The organism is Acidovorax sp. FG60, assembly GCF_057808995.1.
Genome location: NZ_JBMDJC010000028.1, coordinates 39,528 through 59,699, shown reverse-complemented (window position 1 = coordinate 59,699; position 20,172 = coordinate 39,528). Strand labels below are relative to the sequence as shown.

Below are 20,172 nucleotides of genomic sequence, written 5' to 3'. Positions count from 1 at the left end.
TGAGCCGCACCGCCGACCATCTGTTCTGGATGTCCCGCTACACCGAGCGGGCTGAGAACACAGCCAGAATGCTCAATGTGAGCTACGAGACCTCCCTGTTGCCCCAGGCTGCCGATGTGGCGCAGAAAGGCAGGGAGGGCCTGCTGTCCATCAGCGAGCTGATTCCTGCCTACACCGCCAAGCATGGCGAAGTGACGCCCGCCAACGTGCTGGAGTTCATGGTGCACGATGGCAACAACCCGTCGTCCATCCTGTCGTGCCTGCGTGCCGCGCGCGAGAACGCGCGGGCCGTGCGCGGTGCGTTGACCACCGAGGTGTGGGAAACGCAGAACCAGACCTGGCTGGAGCTGCACCGCCAGCTGGAGGGTGGCGCCTTTGAGCGCGACCCAGGCCAGTTCTTTGAATGGGTGAAGTACCGCTCGCACCTGTCGCGCGGTGTGGTGCTGGGCACCATGCTGCAGGACGAGGCGTTTCACTTTTTGCGCATGGGCACCTTCCTGGAGCGCGCGGACAACACCGCGCGCCTGCTGGATGTGAAGTTCCACGCCGTGAAGAATGACTTTTTTGGCCGCCCCAGCGACCGCAACCAGGAAAGCGACTTCTACCACTGGAGCGCCATCTTGCGCAGCGTGTCGGCGTTCGAGGTGTACCGCAAGGTCTACCGCGATGTGATCACGCCGGGGCGCGTGGCCGACCTGCTGATCCTGAGCCGCGATATGCCCCGATCGCTGCACGCCTGCCTGCGCGAGGTGGTGGACAACCTGGCCGTGCTGGCCAATGGGCAGTCCGCCGAAACCAGCCGCAGGGCAGGGCGCTTGCTGGCCGACCTGCAGTACGGTCGCATCGACGAGATCCTGGCGACCGGGCTGCACGCGTTCCTCACGCAGTTCCTGGACCGGGTCAACGACCTGGGTGGCGGCATCAGCCGCGATTTTCTGGTGACGTCCGGCGATTGAAAACCAGCATGGCGGCGCCATGCAAGGCCAGCCCCGCTGCGTAGGGAAGGAGTGGTGCCCAGGGAGAGCCCAACCAGGCTCTTGCCTGCGCGCCACGCAGCCAGTCGGGCATCACTGCACCCCAAGAGGCGTGCAGGCTCGTCTGCAGAAACCCATAGGTCGTAAGCCCCAGACCTGCAGTCGCACCCAGAGCGATGCCGTAGGCCACCGGCAGCTTGCGGCGACCCGCCATGGCCATGAAGGCTGCACTGAAGAAAACCCCCAAGAACATGGTGGCCAGCCAGGCCACAGGCCACCATCCCGCATCACCCCTTCCAGACCGAGCCGCCAGCAAAGCATTGAAACCACCGATGACGCCCAGCGTTAGCAGGGGTAACAGAAAATTGCGATACCGTGCGCTCAGCCGTGCCGAATACGCATTTGGGGTTGGCGATGTTTGGGGCGTGGTAGCGCGCATTGCCAGTCATTCTTGCGCGTTGCGCCGCTGGTCGCGCAGCATGAAGAGGTAAAGGCTCTCGACCTTCTCACGTGCCCAGGGGGTTTTGCGCAAAAACTTGAGGCTGGAGCCCACGCTGGGGTCGATCTGAAAGCAGCGGATGGGGATCTGTCGGCCCAGCTCGTCCCAGCCAAAATAGTCTGCCAGGCCCACTACCATGGCTTCCAGCGTTACGCCGTGCAGGGGGTTGCGGGGCTGTTTGGCAGAAGCTGCTGGAGGTGTGGGCTCAGCAGCTTGCGCGGTGTGGCCGCCCTCGGTGGTGCGCGCGTCAGGGGTGGGGGTGGACTCGGTAGCGTTCATGGGCCCAAGCATAAAGGCCCCTGCCCGCCTTTGTGGAATGCCTTCACTGCGTGCGTTGCAGGTGGGTCTCGCGCTGAAACAGCTCGGCCGCCCAGTCCACAAACGCACGCACCTTGGCGCTCAGGTGGCGGTTGGGTGGATACACCACGTACACAGGCAGTGGCGGCTGGGTCCACTCGGGCATCAGCCGCACCAGGGCGCCATTTTGCAGGTGTTGTTGCGCCTGGTAGCTGGTGATCTGCCCGATACCCAGCCCCGCCAGCACGGACGTCACATAGGCATTGGCTTCATTCACGCTCAACTGGTAGGGACCCGTGATGTCGATGGATTCGGAGCCCTTGACGAACTCCAGCGGGTAGTGCCGGCCGCTTTGCGGAGAAAAATAGATCACGCTGGCGTGTTTTTCCTCAATCTCCAGCGGATGGGTGGGCGTGCCCTTGCGCGCCAGATAGTCGGGCGATGCCACCGTGATGAACTCCAGGTTGCCCACCCGCCGCGCCACCAGCGACTGGTCGCTGAGCTCGCCACCGCGAATCACGCAGTCCACGTTGTCTCCGATCAGGTCCACGATGCGGTCGCTCACCCCCAGGTCCACCTGGATGTCCGGGTACCGCGCATGAAACTCTGCCAGGTTCGGAATGATGAGCAGCTGTGCCACCGACGTGCCGACATCGATGCGCAGGCGACCGCGCGGATTGGCGCGTGCATTGGTCATGCTGGCCTCAATGTCATCCAGGTCGGTCAGCAGCCGGACGGTGCGGTCGTAGTAGGCGGCGCCGTCGGGCGTCACTGTCACGCGCCGCGTGGTGCGGTTGAGCAGCTTTACGCGCAGACGCTCCTCCAGCGCCTGCACATGCTTGGTCACGGTGGCTTTGGGCAGCGATAGCGAATCCGCTGCCCGGGTAAACGTGCCGGCCTCCACCACCCGCACGAATATGCGCATGGCCTGTATTTGGTCCATGGCTTCTCCTTGAATCTGGAACGTCAGCACCCACCAGTGGGTGCTGCGGAATTCTCACACGGGCACTGTCATTTGATTGTTGAGCTTTTGGAAACAGTGCGGTGGTGTTTGACCTGTTTATCTGAAAGGCCCGAGCCACTACATTTCATCCATCGTCAATCCAATGGGTACATGCCATGCAGCCCGACCAGCCGTCCTCGCTATCTTCCACATTGCCACCCGTTGCCAAACCCACCGAAGGGGGCAAGGCCGCCTCCGTGTGCTCCGACTCCACTATTGAAGTGACCAAGGGGCAGGATGTGGCCGTGCGCATGTATGGGCGCAAGAAGACGGGCCAGGCGTCGCCGGTGGTGGTGCATTTTCATGGAGGCGCATTTACCTCGGGGGGGCTGGACAACGGCTGCACCGTGGCCTCGCTGCTGGAAGGTGTGGGGGCCGTTGTGGTGTCGGTGGCGTACCCGCTCACCCCGTTCCCGCAGCCGGTGGACACGGGCTATGACGTGCTCAAGTGGGTGCACCGCAACCGCACCAAGCTCGGCGGGCAAGGTGCACTGGTCTACCTGGCGGGTGAAGAAGCGGGCGGCAATCTGGCTGCGGCTGTGGGGCTGATGGCGCGCGACCAGTCGCACCCGCCGCTGGCCGGGCAGATCCTGCTCTCGCCCATGCTGGACCCGTGTGTGGGCACAGCCTCGCTGCGCGAAGCCACGGGCAATGCCACTGGCTGCAAATGGGCCGAAGGCTGGCGCAATTTTCTGCGTTGCCCGCGCGATGCCGAGCACCCCTATGCGGTGCCTGCCGCAGCACACCGTCTGGCCGGCTTGCCGCCTACGCTGGTGCTGGTGGGCGACACCGACCCCATGCACGATGAGGCACTGGCCTATGCCGCCCGGCTGGAGGCGGCGGGCCTGCAGGTGACCCGCCATGTTTTCTCGAAAACGGCGCAGTGGCCCGATGCCTTGCTGCAAACCGGCCCCCACGAATGCCCTTGCGCAACCGGTGCGCAGGAACAGTTCCGCCTGTTCTTTGAAGCCACCCGATGTCCGGTGCCTTCCTGAGACCCTGAACCCGGCAAGGCTGTCTCCAGAAAGTCATTGACCTCAACTTTGGTTGAGGTTTGATACTGCGGCCTTACCGCCAACCACCTGGTTATCAACGCTGATTTTTCTGGCCCGCACGTGCCGGAGGGAGAAGCTTTGCCCACGTATTTCTGCACGCCGGGCCCATCAGGGCGCAGACGGCGGGCAGGTGCCATTGATGTCAACGATACATACGGAGGAAATCACACCATGAACAACCCGTTGGGCGACTTGCCTGTCTGCAGCCACGGCTGTCACAACACACAGTGTTGCCGCGTCTTCTGACGTCGGTTCTCAGTGTCCCGGCGGTGTGCTGCCGGGGCCTTGACTTTGCCACGGTGTCATTGCCGAGACTGCCCATCTGCCCACGGTTGTGACACCTTTTTTGATTCTTGTCGGCACAACGCCACCTACCGGGGCGCGGCAGAAAACCTCCACTGGCTCGCTCCACAAGGGCGGCCTTAACGATTGAAACGACCATGAACTCCAATCCTCTCTCCAAGAGCCGCCCGCTGGGCCTGGCCACCCTTGCCACTGCTGTGACGGCCACCGTGGCCGCCATCATCCTTGTGTTCCAGGCGCCCGCCGCCCAGGCCGATGGCACCCCTGCTGCGCCCCCGGCCATGCCGGTGTCGGTGGCGGCCGTGCTCCAAAAAGACATCGCCCTGTGGGACGAGTTCTCCGGCCGCCTCGAAGCCGTGCAGCGCGTGGACGTGCGCCCGCGCGTCTCGGGCGCCGTGCAGGCCGTGCACTTTCGCGAAGGCTCGCTGGTCAAGCAGGGCGAGCTGCTCGTGACGGTGGACCCCGCCCCTTACGCCGCCGAAGTGGACCGCGCCGAAGCCCAGGTGGTGGCTGCACAGGCACGCGTGTCGTACACCCGCAGCGAACTGGAGCGCGCCACGCGCCTGCTCGAAGAAAAAGCCATCGCCCAGCGCGAGCACGATGAGCGCCTGAACGCCCAGCGCGAAGCCGATGCCAACCTGCGCGCCGCCCAGGCCGCGCTGCAGACCGCGAAGCTGAATCTGGGCTACACCCAGGTGCGCGCCCCGGTGGCGGGCCGTGTGGGCCGCATCGAAGTCACCGTGGGCAACCTGGTGGCGGCCGGCGCGGGCGCCCCCGTGCTGACCACGCTGGTGTCCGTGAGCCCCATCTACGCGAGCTTCGACACCGACGAGCAGATCGTGGTGAAGGCCCTGGCCGATCTGCAAAGCGGCCAGCGCGGCAATAGCGCCCGCCAGCTCATCGAGCGCATCCCTGTACAGATGGGCACGGGCACCACGGGCGGCACGCCGCACGTCGGTCGCCTGCAGCTCATCGACAACCAGGTCGATGCCAAGAGCGGCACCGTGCGCGTGCGCGCCGTGTTCGACAACGAAGACGGCTCGCTCATCCCCGGTCAGTTTGCCCGCGTCCGCATGGGCCAGGCCCGCAACACGCAGGCGCTGCTCATCAACGAACGTGCCGTGGGCACCGATCAGAACAAGAAGTTCGTGATGGTGGTGGGCGAGGGCAACAAGGCCGAGTACCGCGAGGTCACCCTGGGCGCGCCGGTTGACGGCCTGCGCGTGGTCACCTCGGGCCTGAAGGCGGGCGAGAACATCGTCGTCAACGGCCTGCAACGCGTACGCCCCGGCGCCGTGGTCGCACCCCAGCCTGTACCCATGACCGCCAAGGCCGAGATTGCGGGTGATCGCAAGGAAGCCAAGAACGCCGTCAAGTCGCCAGCCGCCTGAGCGCTGGACACCAGGAATTTGCACCCATGAACCTGTCCCGCTTTTTCATCGACCGCCCCATCTTTGCCGGGGTGCTGTCGGTGCTCATCTTCCTCGGGGGGCTCATCGCATTGCGCGGTCTGCCCATCTCCGAATACCCTGAAGTCGCGCCGCCCTCCGTGGTGGTGCGCGCACAGTACCCCGGCGCCAACCCCAAGGTGATCGCCGAGACCGTGGCCACGCCGCTGGAGGAGTCCATCAACGGCGTGGAAGGCATGCTCTACATGGGCAGCCAGGCCACCACCGACGGCGTGATGACGCTCACGGTGACGTTTGCCCTCGGCACCGACCCCGACAAGGCCCAGCAGCTGGTGCAGAACCGCGTCTCGCAGGCCGAGCCGCGCCTGCCCGAGGAAGTGCGCCGCCTGGGCGTCACCACCGTCAAGAGCGCGCCGGACCTGACCATGGTGGTCCATCTGGTCTCGCCCAACAACCGCTACGACATCGACTACCTGCGCAACTACGCGGTGCTCAATGTGAAGGACCGCCTCGCCCGCATCGGCGGCGTGGGCCAGGTGCAGATCTTCGGCGGCGGCGACTACTCCATGCGTGTCTGGCTCGACCCGCAAAAGGTCGCGCAGCGCGGCCTGTCGGCCAGCGACGTGGTGACCGCCATCCGCGGCCAGAACGTGCAGGCCGCTGCCGGGGTGGTGGGTGCATCGCCCGGACTGCCCGGCGTGGACCTGCAGCTGTCCATCAACGCCCAGGGCCGTCTGCAGACCGAAGAAGAGTTCGGCGACATCATCGTCAAGACCGGTGCGGATGGTGCGGTGACACGCCTGCGCGACATCGCCCGCCTGGAGCTGGGCGCGGCCGACTACTCGCTGCGTTCGCTGCTCAACAACGACCCGGCCGTGGGCATGGGCGTGTTCCAGGCGCCGGGCTCCAACGCGCTCGACATCTCGTCGAACGTGCGCGCCACCATGGACGAGATCCAGAAGAACATGCCCGAAGGTGTGGAGTACCGCATTGCGTACGACCCCACGCAGTTTGTGCGTGCCTCGATCAAGTCCGTGATCCACACGCTGCTCGAAGCCATCGCCCTCGTGGTGCTGGTGGTGATCCTGTTCCTGCAGACCTGGCGCGCGTCCATCATCCCGCTGCTGGCTGTGCCGGTGTCGGTGGTGGGTACGTTTGCGGTGCTGCACCTGCTGGGCTTCTCGATCAATGCCTTGAGCCTGTTCGGCCTGGTGCTGGCCATCGGCATTGTGGTGGACGATGCCATCGTGGTGGTGGAGAACGTGGAGCGCAACATCGAGGCGGGATTGACCCCGCGCGAGGCCACCTACCGCGCCATGCGTGAAGTGTCCGGCCCCATCATCGCGATTGCGCTGGTGCTGGTGGCAGTGTTCGTGCCGCTGGCCTTCATCAGTGGCCTCACAGGCCAGTTCTACAAGCAGTTCGCGGTGACCATCGCGATCTCCACGGTGATCTCGGCGATCAACTCGCTGACGCTGTCGCCCGCCCTGTCAGCACTGCTGCTCAAGGGCCACAACGAGCCCAAGGACGCGCTCACGCGCGGTATGGACAAAGTCTTCGGCGGCCTGTTCCGGGGCTTCAACCGCCTGTTCCACCGTGGCTCCGAGGCGTACAGCGGCGGTGTCAAACGCGTCATCGGCCGCAAGGTGCTGATGTTTGTGATCTATCTCGCGCTGGTGGGTGCCACCATGGGTCTGTTCAAGATCGTGCCCGGCGGCTTTGTGCCCGCGCAGGACAAGCAGTACCTCATCGGCTTTGCCCAGCTGCCTGACGGCGCCACGCTGGACCGCACCGAGAACGTGATCCGCCGCATGGGCGAGATCATGAAGGAGAACCCGAACGTCGAAGACGCGATCGCCTTCCCGGGTCTGTCGATCAATGGGTTCACCAACAGCTCCAACGCCGGCATCGTGTTCGCCACGCTCAAGCCCTTTGCCGAGCGCACCCGCGCCGACCAGAGCGGCGGCGCGGTGGCAGGCCAGCTGAACCAGGCCTTTGGCAGCATCCAGGACGCGTTCATCGCCATGTTCCCGCCACCCCCGGTGGCGGGCCTGGGCACCACGGGCGGCTTCAAGCTGCAGATCGAAGACCGTGCCTCGCTGGGCTACGAAGCCATGGACGGCGCGGTGAAGGCTTTCATGGCCAAGGCCTACCAGACGCCCGAGCTGGCGGGGTTGTTCACCAGCTGGCAGGTCAACGTGCCGCAGCTGTACGCCAACATCGACCGCACCAAGGCACGCCAGCTCGGCGTGCCCGTGACGGACATCTTCGACACGCTGCAGATCTACCTGGGCAGCCTCTACGCCAACGACTTCAACCAGTTTGGCCGCACCTACAGCGTGCGCGTGCAGGCCGATGCGGCCTACCGCGCGCGGGCTGAGGATGTGGGCCTGCTCAAGGTGCGTTCCAGCACCGGCGAGATGGTGCCCCTGTCGGCGCTGATGAAGATGGAGCCGAGCTTCGGCCCCGAACGTGCCATGCGCTACAACGGCTACCTGGCTGCTGATGTGAACGGCGGCCCTGCACTCGGTTATTCATCGGGCCAGGCGCAGGCCGCCATCGAGCGCATCGCGGCTGAGACGCTGCCCCAGGGCATCACCTTCGAGTGGACCGAGCTGACCTACCAGGAAATCCTGGCGGGCAATTCTGCCGTGCTGGTGTTCCCTCTGGCCATCCTGCTGGTGTTCCTGGTGCTGGCCGCGCAGTACGAAAGCCTCACCTTGCCGATTGCCATCATCCTGATCGTGCCCATGGGCATCCTGGCGGCCATGACCGGCGTGTGGCTGAGCAACGGCGACAACAACGTGTTCACGCAGATCGGGCTCATCGTGCTGGTGGGGCTGTCAGCGAAGAACGCGATCCTGATCGTGGAGTTTGCGCGCGAACTGGAGTTTGCCGGGCGCACCCCCGTGCAGGCCGCCATCGAAGCCAGCCGTCTGCGCTTGCGTCCTATCCTGATGACCTCGCTGGCCTTCGTCATGGGTGTGCTGCCCCTGGTGCTGTCCACCGGTGCCGGCGCCGAAATGCGCAGCGCCATGGGTGTGGCGGTGTTCTCCGGAATGATTGGGGTGACGGCCTTCGGCCTGTTCCTTACGCCCGTGTTCTACGTGCTGCTGCGCAAGCTGGCAGGCAACCGCCCGCTGGTGGAGCATGGCACGCATGTGGCGCCCATCTCGCACACCCCGGGCAGCGGCGGCATTGCCCACCCGGTGCTGGCAGCGCCGCGCAAGGAGCACGAATGATGCTTTTGAAAACGGTGACAAGAAAAATCTTTGTGGCCCTCGCCACGTGCTCCGCGCTGCCGAATGCACCGGGCGTAACGACTGGGGCAGGAGAACAACCATGACCGAATTGCTTTTGAAGAAAAACTCCACCGAGGGTGCTGTCTTTGGCGTGCGCAAGCGCAGCCTGCTGGCGCCCCTGGCCGCCGCCCTGGTGCTGGCCGGTTGCATGACCCAGCCCGTGGCCCCCGCGCCGCATGCGGGTGTGCCCGTGCCCACCAGTTTCACGGCAGGCGGCGACGCACTGCCCGCGGCGCCCTGGACAGTCGCTGCCCCCGCCGAAGCGCAGCCGCGCGGCGAGTGGTGGCTCGGCTTTCAAGACCCGGTGCTGGCCGATCTGGTGCAGCGCGCGGGCCAGGCCAACACCAGCATCCAGCAGGCCGCCGCGCGGCTGGCCGAAGCGCGCACGCTGCTGCGTTCTGCTGACGCCGCGCGCTCGGTGCAAGTGGGCGCCTCGGCGGGCGTTGCGCGCCAGGCCGGTGCCAACAGCACGGGCAGCGTGGTGCCATCCACGCTTGGCACGGCGGGGCTCAACGCATCGTACGAGCTGGACCTGTTCGGCCGCCTCTCGCAAACCAGCGACGCCGCGCGCTTGGACGCCGACACGCGCGAGGCCTTGCTGCAGAGCACGCGCCTCATGGTGCAGGCTGACGTGGCGCAAACGTACCTGCAGCTGCGGGCGGTACAAGCCGAGCAGGTGCTGGTGCAAGAGAGCCTGGCCGCGTACCAGGACACCCTGCGCCTGACGCAGCGCCGCCTGCAGGCCGGCGATGTGGCCGAGCTGGACGTGGCCCGTGTACAGACCGAGGTGGCGGCCACCGAGTCCGATGCCCTGGCCTTGCAGCGCCAGCAGGCCCTGCTGACCAACGCGCTGGCCGTGCTGGCCGGCGAGGTGGCCAGTGGTTTTGTGCTGCCGCCCGCGACGGGCGACGCCGCGTTGCCGGTGATCCCGCCCGGCGTGCCTGGGACGGTGCTGGCGCGCCGGCCCGATGTGTCTGCCGCGCAAACTGCCGTGCTGGCCGCGCAAGCGCGCGTGGGCGTGGCGCAAAAGGCGTGGTTCCCGGCCGTCACGCTCACCGGCAATGCGGGGCATGCGTCGCCAGAGCTGGGTGACCTGTTCAAGTGGTCGGCCCGTGCCTGGGGTGTGAGTGCGCTGCTGTCGCTGCCGATCTTTGACGGCGGCCAGCGCGATGCACAGATCGAGGGCGCCAAGGCGCGTCTGGAGGCTGCGCTAGCGGACCATCGGGGGCAGGTGCTCAACGCGTTTCGTGACGTGGAGGATCAGCTGACCTCGCTGCGTTTGCTCTCCGGCCAGGCTGAGGCGCAGGGGCGGGCAGTGACTGCCGCGCGGCGCGCAACACAGTTGTCGGATGTGCGGTATCGCAACGGCTTGGTGAGCCAGCTGGAGTTGCTGGACGCGCGGCGCAGCGAATTGCGCAATCGGCGGCAGGAGTTGCAGGTGCGGACGGCGCAGTATGTGGCGACGGTGGGGTTGATTCGGGCGCTCGGAGGCGGGTGGGGGGATCAGCCTGCTGTGAAGGTGGCGCAGGTGTCGCAGTAGGTTTTTTGAGTGATTTTGGCTGCTGGCGCTTATCTATCAAGCGGAGGTTGCTATTATTTTTGTAGCTACTGGGGTTGACTTGGGCCGTTCGGTCTGAGCTTGTCGAAGCTGGGGCGTGCTGGTTTGAAAAGCATGCTGGGGTTGAGGGCGGAGGCCGGGTTGTCGCCCCGGCGGGCGACTCACTTTTCTTTGCTTCGCCAAAGAAAAGTAAGCCAAAGAAAGGCGACCCCCAGTCTGCGACCCCTGCGCTTCGCTACGGGGCAAACCTGCGTCGGGGCGGTTGCGGGGTGCGCCGTGGAACTCGCTTTGCTGCTGCGCAGCGCCGCTCGGACAACCACGGCGATTCAGTTCACGAAGCACGCGCGCTCCGACGCGCGTGCCACCCCACAACCGCCCCGCCGCAGGCGCAGCCAGCAGGGGTGGACAACCGAACATCCAACAGCCGAACAGCCACACGGGCCATCGCTGCGCTCGGCCCAGCTTTCGCAGCGCGTGGCGCTTGCGCCCGCGAGATTGGGCCGAGCAAAGCGATGGCCCGGATGGATGTCCGATTCGCGGGTTCCCTTCTGGATGCGCCTGGGGCGCGCAGGGCGCGGGGTGGCATGCGCGTCGGAGCGCGCATGCTTCGTGAACTGACTCACCGCAGTTGTCCGAGCGGAGCGCCGCAGGCGCGCAGCGAGTTCTGCGGTGCACCCCGTGACCGAGCACCCCAGGTTGCCCCGCAGCGCAGCGAAGGGGTCGCAGACAGTAGGGTCGCCCTTTCTTTGGTTCCTTTCTTTCGGCGACGCGAAAGAAAGGGACTCGCCCGCCGGGGCGACATCCCGGCCTCTGCCCTCAACCCAAGCACGCCGCCCAAACTAGAGAACGAGCTTCCACCGGCTCCGACAAGCTCAGCGCGAACGGGAAGGAGAGCCCCAATAACTATAAAAACAATAGCTGCTAGCGCTTATTCCAAAAGCGCCAGCAGCCAAAATCGTTCAAAAATCCCTTTCCATCACCCCTTCAACCACCCCCTCAACCTCCCCACCCCTTCCCCCAACCTCCCCACATCCCGGCTCGCAAAACACCACCGCAACCACCCCTGTGCCTCGCCCCCGAACGCACTGCCCGGCGCCAACCCCAACCCCGCCTCCCGCACCAGCAGCTTGGCCAGCGTCAGGCAGTCGTCGTAACCGTCGATGCGGAAGAACGCATACATGCCCCCACGCGGCGTGGCCACCGACACCCCCGGCACATCGGCCAGCAGCGGCACCAGCGTGTCCCGGCAGCTCTTCAGATGCGCCACCAGCGCAGGCGTCACCTCCTCCGTGCGCTGCAGCGCCACCGTGGCCCCGCGCTGCACAAACACCGGCGCGCACGAGGTGTTGAACTCGATCAGTTTGCCAACGGCATGCGTCAGCGATGGCGGCAACACCAGCCACCCCAGGCGCCAGCCGGTCATCAAAAAACTCTTGGAAAAACTGTGCGTCACCACTAGGCGGTCCTCGGGCTCGGCCACGTCCAGAAAGCTGGGTGCGGCGCCGTTGGCCGTGTCGCCTGCGTAGTACAGCCGCTCGTACACCTCGTCTGCCAGGATCCACGTGCCCGTGCGACGGCAATGCGCCAGGATGGTGGCTTGCTCCTCGCGCGTCAGTGTCCAGCCCGTGGGGTTGTTGGGGGCGTTGACGACCAGCAGGCGCGTGCCGGGCGTGATGGCGGCCAGCAGCGCGTCCATGTCCAGGCGCCATGCGCCGTGCACGTCGGCCACCAGCGGCACGGTGTGCACCTGCGCCCCCAGAATGCGCGGCTGCGCCACCAGGTTGGGCCACACGGGCGTCACCAGCACCACTTCGTCGCCCGCGTCCACCAGGGCCTGCACGGCCACCATCAGGCCGTTCACGCCGCCGGATGTCACTGCGATGCGGTCAAACCACGCATCGGTATGCTGCTGCGGGTGCAGACCGTGCATGTAGCCCGCAATCGCGTGGCGCAGTTCGGGCAGACCCAGGTTGTGGGCGTAAAAGGTCTCGCCCTTTTGCAGTGAGGCAATGGCCGCGTCGCGGATGAAATCGGGCGTCACCTCGTCGCTCTCGCCGAACCAGAACTTCAGCACATCGCTGCGCCCCAGGCCTTCGTTGGCCACTTCGCGGATGCGCGACTCTTCGAGGCTTTGGACTACTTCTCGCATGCAATCTCCTTGAAATACACAGCCATCATCGCAGGCGTATAGTCGTTTTTTTGATTTTTTCACCACCTTGGCTGACCAACCAACGCTCATGACCTATCCCAACACCCAGCTCTTCATCGCAGGCCAGTGGCAAGACGCCGCTGAAGGCAAGACCCTTGCCGTGTTCAACCCCGCCACGGGCAAGGAAATCGGCCGCGTGGCCCATGCCACCAAGGTCGATCTGGACCGCGCGCTGGACGCCGCACAAAAGGGTTTTGAAGCTTGGCGCGACATGCCTGCCGCCGAGCGCGCCAAGACCATGCGCCGCGCAGCGGCCCTGATGCGCGAGCGCGCCGAGGCCATTGCCGCCATCATGGTGCAAGAGCAGGGCAAGCCCCTGGCGGAGGCCAAGGTCGAGACCATGGCGTCTGCCGACATCATCGAATGGTTTGCCGACGAATCGCTGCGTGTGTATGGCCGCATCGTGCCCTCGCGCAACCTCAAGGCCACGCAGATGGTGCTGAAGGACCCGGTGGGCCCCGTGGCCGCGTTCACGCCCTGGAACTTCCCCATCAACCAGGTGGTGCGCAAGTTGGCCGCCGCGCTGGGTGCAGGCTGCTCGATTCTGGTGAAGGCGCCTGAGGAAACCCCCGCCAGCCCCGCCGAGCTGATCCGCGCGTTTGCCGATGCCGGCGTGCCCGCAGGCACCGTGGGCCTGGTATACGGCGACCCCGCTGAAATCTCCAGCTACCTCATCCCGCACCCCATCATCCGCAAGGTCACCTTCACCGGCTCCACGCCCGTGGGCAAGCAACTGGCCGCGCTGGCCGGCAAGCACATGAAGCGCGTGACGATGGAACTGGGCGGCCACGCCCCGGTCATCGTGGCCGAAGACGCCGACCTCGAACTGGCCATCAAGATCGGCAGCGGGGCCAAGTTCCGCAACGCAGGCCAGGTCTGCATCTCGCCCACCCGCTATCTGGTGCACGAGAGCATCCGTGCCGATTTCGTGGCTGCCTTCGCCAAGTACGCGCAGGGCCTGAAGGTGGGCGATGGTCTCACGGCCGGCACGCAGATGGGCCCGCTGGCCAACCCCCGCCGCATCACAGCGATGGCCGACCTGATGGCCGACGCCGTGCAGCAGGGCGCCACGCTGGTGACGGGTGGCGAGCGCATCGGCACCGAAGGTAACTTCTTCCAGCCCACGGTGCTGAACGACGTGCCCCTGTCGGCCCGCATCGTGAACGAAGAGCCCTTTGGCCCCGTGGCCGCGATTCGCGGGTTCGAGAAGATTGAAGACGCCATTGCCGAAGCCAATCGCCTGCCGTTTGGCCTGGCCGGTTATGCCTTCACTTCGTCGCTGAAGAACGCGCACCTGTTGGCGCAGCGCCTGGAAGTGGGCATGTTGTGGATCAACCAGGCCGCCGCGCCCGCAGCCGAGCTGCCGTTTGGCGGGTTGAAAGATTCGGGCTATGGCTCGGAAGGCGGCCCCGAGGCCATCGAGGCGCACCTGAACACGCGCCTGGTCTCGATCATGAACGTGTAAGGACGAAACGCCGGAGAGCTGGCGCGGCTGGACTGTCGCGCGCAGCCCGGCTGCGGGTGTGGCCAAGTCAAAGCCTGCGCGCGATCTTTCAGGAGCCTTCCTGCGAGATCGTCCGCAGGCTTTTGTTTTTGCGCGCTGAACCAGTCTGGCAAGCAGTGCCAGGGCAGCCGCGAAGAAATCGATTGACGTGGCCTGTCAAATACATATCATGATATATATCTAAGGAAAAAACATGATCCAAGATGTCGTCAAGGAACTCGGATTCCTCACCCTCGGCACCCGCTTCAAGCGTATTGGCGAGGCGCTGCAGGCGCAAACGCAGGCACTGTTGACCCAGCACGGCATCGACATGCCTGCAGCGCACTTCCCGCTGTTGGCGGCGCTGGATTGGCATGGTGCGCTGGGGGTGGGCGAGCTGAGCCAGGCCGTCGGCGTCAGCCAGCCGGTGGTCACGCGCTCCTTGAAAGGGCTGGAAGACAGCGGGCTGGTGCAGTCGGAGGCGGTGGAGGGTGACCGGCGTGTGCGCCGCGTGGCGCTCAGCTCGCAAGGCCAGGCACTTGTGCAGCGGGCGCAACGCGATGTCTGGCCCGTGCTGGAAGCCTCCGTAGCCCAGGTGTGTGCGTCGCTTGAAGGCCCCTTGCTGGACCAGTTGGAGGCGCTGGAGGCGGGGCTCGCGCGCACCTCGCTGCTGCAGCGCTCGGCTGTCACCATCGCCGTAGAGCACGCCACAGGCCGTCGCAAGAAAACTCCCCGTGCCCCAGGAAAGGAAACAGCACGATGACCACCACCAACCCCTTCGACCGGCCCGTCTGGGCATCGCTGACCTCCACTCCCGGCCTGGCAGAAGGTGGCGACCTGGCCAAGCGCTACCGGCGGGACGTCAACCTGTTTGCTTCGGCCCGGGATGACGCCGATGACGCCAGCCTTGCCGCGCTGGCCGGTCTGATGGCCGAGGGGGAATCGGTCTTCGTGCTGCAAGCGCAGCCCATGCCGGTGCCCAAGGGGCTGCAGGCCCTTCGCCGCGCCGAGGGCGTGCAGATGGTGGCCGGGCGGGCTATCGCAGCCGAGCCCGGCGCGGAGGCCGTCGTCGTGCTGGGTGATGCCGATGCTGCCGCCATGCTGGCCCTGGCGCAGTTGACCGAACCCGGTCCGTTCCTTGCGCGCACCCACACCATGGGCCGCTTTGTGGGCATCCGGTCCGAAGGTGTGCTGGTGGCCATGGCGGGTGAACGCATGCGTTTTGAAGGCGGCACCGAAGTGAGCGGCGTGTGTGTCCACCCCGAGTTTCGAGGGCGCGGTTATGCCCGCCGGCTTTCATCCGTGGTGGCCCACGCCATTCAACAGCGGGGGGACCAGCCCTTTTTGCATGCCTGGACCACGAATGAAGCCGCCATTGCCTTGTACGAAAGCCTGGGGTTTGAAATCCGCACGGAGGTGCAGGTGGCTGTCTTGGGAAAATAAGGCAGTAGACCGGCTGAGGACACGCCATCCCAGACCGCCGCATTTTATGCTGACCATCTCAAGGGGCTAAGCGGACTTGAGACAATGAAATTCTGAAGAGTGAAAATAAAATGCACCGCACCATTGATACTTTTTGCAGGATCAATTGAGTTAAGCAAAAATTAATCTGGCATGGCTAGCATGGAACCATCATTCCATTGGAGGCCTGTCGATGAACCATGCTGTGAGAAGCGCCGCTGCGAGTGCGGTGGGGGCCTTGGCCTTGGCTGTGTCCGCGCTTGCGGCGGAGGCCGACAAGCCGCCCGTCCAGTCGGCGGGGCCAACCAGTTTCAGCCGTGAGCGCACTGAAGATGTGTGTACGCGGGAGCCGCGAAGTCAGTGGTTGCCTGAGGCGGAAATGCGCCTGCTGGCGGAGTTTCGTGGCTACAAAATCGCCACATTCAAAATCGCCAATGGCAGTTGCTACGAAATATACGGATTCAAGAGTGGCAATATGGTCGAGGCCTATTTCGACCCCGTAACGTCGAAACTCGTGCGGCAGAATATTGCCAAATAAAACCGCTGCAAAAAAGCTGGATGCTGTAGCGTAAAAAAACCCCGCACTCCGAAGAAGTGCGGGGGTAAATAGCTGTATGTCTGCCCTCCCACCAGTTAGGGCAGCAGCGGGATCAGGCCATCAGAAGTTGTGGCGCACACCCATCGCGAAGGAGCTGAAGTCGTTGCCCGCAGTGGCCACGCCGTAGCTGGCGTTGTGGTTGTTGTTGATGCGGGTGTAGTACGTGTAGATCTTGGTGCGCTTGCTCAGGTTGTAGTTGTAGCCCACGGTGTACTGGGTGGCGGCGCTGTCGGCCACGTTGGAGTACTTGCCGGCACGGCCCACGTTCAGATGGAATTCCGACACGCCCATGATGTAGGCACCCGACAGGCGCACGTTGGTGCGGTTGCCGCCGTTGGCGAAGAACACGTTCTTGTCGCGCTGCACGTAGGCGCCCACCACGAAGGGGCCGGTCGAGTACGAAGCACGCACCGCGAACTGGTTCTGGTCGTCCAGCTTGGAGTAACCGGCGCCCAGGCCCAGCTTGCCGATCTCGTAGTTGGCAGCCAGGTCGAGGCTGTTCTTGCCGCCGGTGCCGCTGGCTTGCTCATGCATGGCCCAGCCGGCTTCGAACGTGGCGCCGCCCAGGCTGGGGGCGCGATAGGCGATCTTGTTTGCGTCGCGGGCAGGGTAGGCGTACAGCGCATCCGACGACGAACCGGTGTCGTGGTTGTGGTTGCTGATGAAGTCAGCGGTGGCGTAGTAGGACTCCGAAGTGAAGTTGCCCAGACGCAGCATGCCGAAGCCACCGGCAAGGTTCACTTCGCTCTGGCGGCCGAAGAAGGTGGAGCTTGTGGCGCCGGTGCTGGAGTCAAAGCCGCTTTCCAGCTGGAAGCCTGCCATCAAACCGCCGCCCAGGTCTTCCTGGCCCTTGAAGCCGAAGCGGGAGGAGTTGTTGAACAGGCCGGTCTTGGACACATTGCCTTCTTTTTGGTGCTCGAACGTGGTGTTGACCCGGCCGTACAGGGTGACGCTGCTCTGTGCAAAGGCAGCAGACGTACCCACCAGGGCCAGCGCGGCGAGGGCGCAGCGGTTAATCGTTTTCATTAGCAAGGTTTCCTTAAATCAAATTTTGTTTGATGACAAATAATCACCGGCCAAAAACGCACAGGGGTGATGCTTTCGGGCCGTCGCTACAAGCAAGTTTGATGCCTGTGGTGATGTGATCGTTGCACTTTGCAACGGAGGGGGATGCTAATGGCCTATTTGTATGTCCGCCACAGGGGTAAACACCTTTTACCCGTGGGGGTGTTGGTGCTGTGCAACAAAGTGGAACATTTTTCCTGCAGCGCCCCGGCTGGGCTCTCGGGCGCTTCGTCGATGCCGATGGTGCAGGCCCGTCCGGGCGAGCACCGATGCGGCGCACGGGGCTCTGTGGCCGCAGGCTCAGCACGCGGCGGGTAGGTGGTTTAGGCCTGGTCGCGTGCAGCTCCGACGATCAAGTCGTAACAGGCTTCAGAGACTTCGGGCCCAATCAAATGCTCGGATGGATATGGTGCCCATCAGGAGCGATATTTTTGAGGCGGCTAGATAATCGCTTCTACCAGGGCGCGGGCCATGGCGGGTGCTGTTGAGTATTTGCCGGTGTCGACGGATATATAGTTTCCGAGTCTTTGAATGCCATATTCCGACCGGGAGTGCAATGTGGAATCTCGGTCCGAAAGCACACCTTGCCCGACAGCAAAGACCCATCCGCCTTGAATGGTGGAGCGCTCCGCTTGCTCGCGAATTTGCGCTACCCACGGTAACAAGGATTGGAGATGGTCGAAAATGGAGTTTGGCAAGTTCTCCAAGTTCTGGGCAGTCAAATGAGGCTCCGGTGGTGAAATATCGGAGCTGTCCACGCGCAAGCCATCGGAATACCAGGAGAGATAGAAATCCCGCCCATTGTAATTTTTGATGTCTCCGAAGGGGCCGGTGGCAATGACCACACAAGGCGTATGAACCGGTTCTTTGGTGCGCAAGAACAGTGACTGGCGGTATCTGTGTGACCAAACTCCCGTGGGCTCCAGCCCAGCAGTCCGGTCTATGGCCAATCGGCCTTGCCACAGCGAGTTGATGACGTAGTCGAATGGTCCAAAGATGCCTTCGGAAGTTTCAATTTCCCACTTGCCGTCGATTCCATCTTTTGCGGGGCGCACCGCCGTGATGCGGGTTTTCATAAACTGCTGGATCGATGCTTCTGCATCCATCGCAGGTATGAATCGTTCAGCCACCCAATTGGTGTCAACGGATCTCTCAGGAGTCCGAAAGCCCGCAACAATCTCTGTCGATGAGGTCAATCCAGCCAGTTCAGAAGTGCTCAGCGGGTGAACCCGACTGCCAGACGCATCTGCCAAGTATTGCGCCGCATCTGGGTGATTGCGTACACGCTCGACGACCTTCTCCATGTACGTCTTCATTTCTGCTGCAGATGTCACGGATTTGCGGTGACACAGGTACAGATCATCTTCGGAAGTGATCGCTGGAGCGAGGGATGTGCCGACCAATTCCTCGATCAAGGGGCGAAATTTGAGCCCGCCGGGAATGACACGGTCCGCAGTGCTCAGGGACGGATCTGCGCTGTAGAGGCAGCCTAAGTGGATTTTCCCTTCATTCCATCGGCTCGCTGCGCTGAATGGTTGCTCTGCCATATCGAAGACAGATACTTCGATTCCTTTGCGGGCCAGAAATATCGCAGTCGAACAGCCCATGATTCCGGCGCCAAGGATGGCAATTCGGGGAGTCTTTCGCATTTATATCAGTTCCAGGTGGACATATATGACTCTGGATCATACGGTTCGCTGGCCAATACCAATAGTACGGAATTCGAAACGAGGTAAGTCTGGCGGCACCACACGCCTGCGCCCAAAAGTAGGCCTGGCCCCGCTGGGGTGAGCGCCGTAGTGGCATCTTCGTACCCCTTTCTGAGCAAGAGGTCGATTTTCCCTTGCAGGCAAACGAGCAGTTGTTCCCCACTGCGGTGGCCATGCTCCCCCCGGATGGAGCCGGCGGGGACGCCTGTTACGGTGAATACGCGGCGTGGCATGAACGGAAGGCGGTCGAAGTCGAGCGGTAGCAGGTTGCCACGCTCGTCTGAATGAATGGGGAGATCAACCAGGCAAGCTCGCCCTCCAAACCAGCTCGAACAGGATGCCGGGTCGGCGGTATTTATCACTTGCCCTCGCCGAGTCGATCAGGATTATTGTGGTAGAGCCATCTTGCCAAGGGACTGGCAAGCGTGAGCTTTTGCTCAGTGGTAAGGCCGGAAATCCATATTTCGCGCATTATGGCCGCGTAAACTTCATAGATCTGGTGCTTGGAAAACTGCCAGCTTCTCGACAAGCTTCCAGGCTTGTAATACTTGTAGCACAGGGTTTTGGGAACTCGGGCGAATTCTCCCAAAAGGCTCATATGGAACAGCCATGGCCAGTCTGCCGAAAATTCTCCCGCGTGGTGGGTTTTGAGGCCGTTGATTTGCCGAGCTTGACCAAGGCGGAATAACCCTCGGTTGGGCACCCACCATTTATTTTTTCCACTCATCATGAGAACACCCCGCTGAACCGGGTCACGAACGCCTTCAAGTTCGGTGAATACCCAGTGTTCTTCCGTTCCATTGGTGTTTGTGAGGTGAACGTCCGAATAACTCATGACGACCTCTGGCCGTGCGTCAAGCACTTCTGCCAGCAGCGTGATGTAGTCAGGGTTCAGGATGTCATCATGAAATGCAAAAAGTACGTAATCAGCTTCGGCCTGATTGAGCAAAAAGTTGCAGTTGCCCACATACCCTAGCCGCTGCGATTGGCGGATTACTCTAAAACGAGCATCTTTCTGAGCATGGGCGATGCAAATCTCATAGGTCGAATCATTGCACTCATCGACAGAGACGATGACTTCCAGGTGTGGGTAAGTCTGGGCTGAGAGAGAGTCGAGGGTTGCTTGAATGAACGCCGAAGACTGCCACGCCGGAACCAGCGCGGCCACTTTGGAGGGCTTTGAATGGGGTTGCATGGGTTGGGTGAAGTGAACGCCAACGCCCAGTGTAGTGGGACTGAACAGGTGG

General features: G+C 63.5%; 16 protein-coding genes. 9 read left to right on the top strand and 7 right to left on the bottom strand.

Annotated features, from left to right (window positions below):
* Positions 1 to 956: alpha-E domain-containing protein (locus tag ACODS0_RS25760; RefSeq protein WP_488838005.1), on the top strand; the 956-nt coding region annotated here is incomplete at its 5' end.
* 463 nt (positions 957 to 1,419) lie between these two features.
* On the opposite strand, the gene ACODS0_RS25755 is transcribed toward ACODS0_RS25760, so the two are convergent.
* Together ACODS0_RS25755 and ACODS0_RS25750 are read right to left on the bottom strand one after the other, a co-directional pair.
* Positions 1,420 to 1,752 carry a VF530 family protein gene (locus tag ACODS0_RS25755; protein ID WP_228899459.1) on the bottom strand — a complete coding sequence of 111 codons (333 nt, stop codon included), beginning with the start codon at positions 1,750 to 1,752 and terminating at the stop codon, positions 1,420 to 1,422.
* 43 nt (positions 1,753 to 1,795) lie between these two features.
* On the bottom strand, positions 1,796 to 2,713 hold the full coding sequence (locus tag ACODS0_RS25750) for a LysR family transcriptional regulator (RefSeq protein ID WP_055400927.1): 918 nt from the start codon (positions 2,711 to 2,713) through the stop codon (positions 1,796 to 1,798).
* A gap of 176 nt (positions 2,714 to 2,889) precedes the next feature.
* Here ACODS0_RS25750 and ACODS0_RS25745 point away from each other — a divergent pair, with 176 nt between their 5' ends.
* The 4 genes from ACODS0_RS25745 (at position 2,890) to ACODS0_RS25730 (ending at position 10,382) form a co-directional block, all read left to right on the top strand.
* Positions 2,890 to 3,768 (top strand): alpha/beta hydrolase, encoded by an 879-nt coding sequence (locus tag ACODS0_RS25745; RefSeq protein WP_176886528.1) that lies wholly within the window; start codon positions 2,890 to 2,892, stop codon positions 3,766 to 3,768.
* A 500-nt stretch (positions 3,769 to 4,268) separates the two neighbouring features.
* Positions 4,269 to 5,522: an efflux RND transporter periplasmic adaptor subunit gene (locus tag ACODS0_RS25740; RefSeq protein ID WP_488838002.1), complete on the top strand. Its 1,254-nt coding sequence runs from the start codon at positions 4,269 to 4,271 to the stop codon at positions 5,520 to 5,522.
* A 26-nt stretch (positions 5,523 to 5,548) separates the two neighbouring features.
* Positions 5,549 to 8,782 (top strand): efflux RND transporter permease subunit, encoded by a 3,234-nt coding sequence (locus ACODS0_RS25735; protein WP_488838000.1) that lies wholly within the window; start codon positions 5,549 to 5,551, stop codon positions 8,780 to 8,782.
* Positions 8,783 to 8,882: 100 nt separating this feature from the next.
* Positions 8,883 to 10,382 (top strand): efflux transporter outer membrane subunit, encoded by a 1,500-nt coding sequence (locus ACODS0_RS25730; RefSeq protein ID WP_488837998.1) that lies wholly within the window; start codon positions 8,883 to 8,885, stop codon positions 10,380 to 10,382.
* A gap of 994 nt (positions 10,383 to 11,376) precedes the next feature.
* Here the strand turns inward: ACODS0_RS25730 and ACODS0_RS25725 are convergent.
* Positions 11,377 to 12,549, bottom strand: coding sequence for a pyridoxal phosphate-dependent aminotransferase (locus tag ACODS0_RS25725; protein WP_121505853.1), 1,173 nt, complete (start codon positions 12,547 to 12,549; stop codon positions 11,377 to 11,379).
* Between the two features lie 88 nt (positions 12,550 to 12,637).
* On the opposite strand from ACODS0_RS25725, the gene ACODS0_RS25720 reads away from it, so the two are divergent.
* The 4 genes from ACODS0_RS25720 to ACODS0_RS25705 all read left to right on the top strand — a co-directional run bounded on the left by ACODS0_RS25720 (position 12,638) and on the right by ACODS0_RS25705 (position 16,091).
* Positions 12,638 to 14,074 carry an NAD-dependent succinate-semialdehyde dehydrogenase gene (locus ACODS0_RS25720; RefSeq protein WP_431149830.1) on the top strand — a complete coding sequence of 479 codons (1,437 nt, stop codon included), beginning with the start codon at positions 12,638 to 12,640 and terminating at the stop codon, positions 14,072 to 14,074.
* Positions 14,075 to 14,306: 232 nt separating this feature from the next.
* Complete coding sequence (locus ACODS0_RS25715) at positions 14,307 to 14,855, top strand: MarR family winged helix-turn-helix transcriptional regulator (protein ID WP_487260673.1); 549 nt, start codon at positions 14,307 to 14,309, stop codon at positions 14,853 to 14,855.
* Positions 14,852 to 15,535: a GNAT family N-acetyltransferase gene (locus ACODS0_RS25710; RefSeq protein WP_431149827.1), complete on the top strand. Its 684-nt coding sequence runs from the start codon at positions 14,852 to 14,854 to the stop codon at positions 15,533 to 15,535. The genes ACODS0_RS25715 and ACODS0_RS25710 overlap by 4 nt, the downstream gene beginning before the upstream one ends.
* 211 nt (positions 15,536 to 15,746) lie before the next feature.
* Positions 15,747 to 16,091 carry a PepSY domain-containing protein gene (locus tag ACODS0_RS25705; RefSeq protein WP_487260672.1) on the top strand — a complete coding sequence of 115 codons (345 nt, stop codon included), beginning with the start codon at positions 15,747 to 15,749 and terminating at the stop codon, positions 16,089 to 16,091.
* A 120-nt stretch (positions 16,092 to 16,211) separates the two neighbouring features.
* Here the strand turns inward: ACODS0_RS25705 and ACODS0_RS25700 are convergent, their stop codons facing one another.
* The 4 genes from ACODS0_RS25700 to ACODS0_RS25685 form a co-directional block, all read right to left on the bottom strand.
* Positions 16,212 to 17,177 carry a porin gene (locus ACODS0_RS25700; RefSeq protein ID WP_055399553.1) on the bottom strand — a complete coding sequence of 322 codons (966 nt, stop codon included), beginning with the start codon at positions 17,175 to 17,177 and terminating at the stop codon, positions 16,212 to 16,214.
* Positions 17,178 to 17,656: 479 nt separating this feature from the next.
* A complete protein-coding gene (locus ACODS0_RS25695; RefSeq protein ID WP_488837994.1) occupies positions 17,657 to 18,865 on the bottom strand; it encodes an NAD(P)/FAD-dependent oxidoreductase in 1,209 nt (402 codons plus the stop codon).
* A gap of 5 nt (positions 18,866 to 18,870) precedes the next feature.
* Complete coding sequence (locus ACODS0_RS25690) at positions 18,871 to 19,287, bottom strand: sugar 3,4-ketoisomerase (protein WP_488837992.1); 417 nt, start codon at positions 19,285 to 19,287, stop codon at positions 18,871 to 18,873.
* Positions 19,284 to 20,120, bottom strand: coding sequence for a glycosyltransferase family 2 protein (locus ACODS0_RS25685; protein ID WP_176886518.1), 837 nt, complete (start codon positions 20,118 to 20,120; stop codon positions 19,284 to 19,286). Before ACODS0_RS25685 ends, ACODS0_RS25690 begins: the two co-directional genes overlap by 4 nt.
* Positions 20,121 to 20,172: the final 52 nt, after the last annotated feature.

What these genes read in the sequence shown, in the direction of transcription:
- ACODS0_RS25705 (WP_487260672.1), top strand. Translation starts at nt 15,747, where the DNA reads ATGAACCATGCTGTGAGAAGCGCCGCTGCGAGTGCGGTGGGGGCCTTG.
- ACODS0_RS25715 (WP_487260673.1), top strand. Translation starts at nt 14,307, where the DNA reads ATGATCCAAGATGTCGTCAAGGAACTCGGATTCCTCACCCTCGGCACC.
- ACODS0_RS25710 (WP_431149827.1), top strand. Translation starts at nt 14,852, where the DNA reads ATGACCACCACCAACCCCTTCGACCGGCCCGTCTGGGCATCGCTGACC.
- ACODS0_RS25695 (WP_488837994.1), bottom strand. Translation starts at nt 18,865, where the DNA reads ATGCGAAAGACTCCCCGAATTGCCATCCTTGGCGCCGGAATCATGGGC.
- ACODS0_RS25745 (WP_176886528.1), top strand. Translation starts at nt 2,890, where the DNA reads ATGCAGCCCGACCAGCCGTCCTCGCTATCTTCCACATTGCCACCCGTT.
- ACODS0_RS25740 (WP_488838002.1), top strand. Translation starts at nt 4,269, where the DNA reads ATGAACTCCAATCCTCTCTCCAAGAGCCGCCCGCTGGGCCTGGCCACC.
- ACODS0_RS25750 (WP_055400927.1), bottom strand. Translation starts at nt 2,713, where the DNA reads ATGGACCAAATACAGGCCATGCGCATATTCGTGCGGGTGGTGGAGGCC.
- ACODS0_RS25720 (WP_431149830.1), top strand. Translation starts at nt 12,638, where the DNA reads ATGACCTATCCCAACACCCAGCTCTTCATCGCAGGCCAGTGGCAAGAC.
- ACODS0_RS25755 (WP_228899459.1), bottom strand. Translation starts at nt 1,752, where the DNA reads ATGAACGCTACCGAGTCCACCCCCACCCCTGACGCGCGCACCACCGAG.
- ACODS0_RS25700 (WP_055399553.1), bottom strand. Translation starts at nt 17,177, where the DNA reads ATGAAAACGATTAACCGCTGCGCCCTCGCCGCGCTGGCCCTGGTGGGT.
- ACODS0_RS25685 (WP_176886518.1), bottom strand. Translation starts at nt 20,120, where the DNA reads ATGCAACCCCATTCAAAGCCCTCCAAAGTGGCCGCGCTGGTTCCGGCG.
- ACODS0_RS25725 (WP_121505853.1), bottom strand. Translation starts at nt 12,549, where the DNA reads ATGCGAGAAGTAGTCCAAAGCCTCGAAGAGTCGCGCATCCGCGAAGTG.
- ACODS0_RS25730 (WP_488837998.1), top strand. Translation starts at nt 8,883, where the DNA reads ATGACCGAATTGCTTTTGAAGAAAAACTCCACCGAGGGTGCTGTCTTT.
- ACODS0_RS25735 (WP_488838000.1), top strand. Translation starts at nt 5,549, where the DNA reads ATGAACCTGTCCCGCTTTTTCATCGACCGCCCCATCTTTGCCGGGGTG.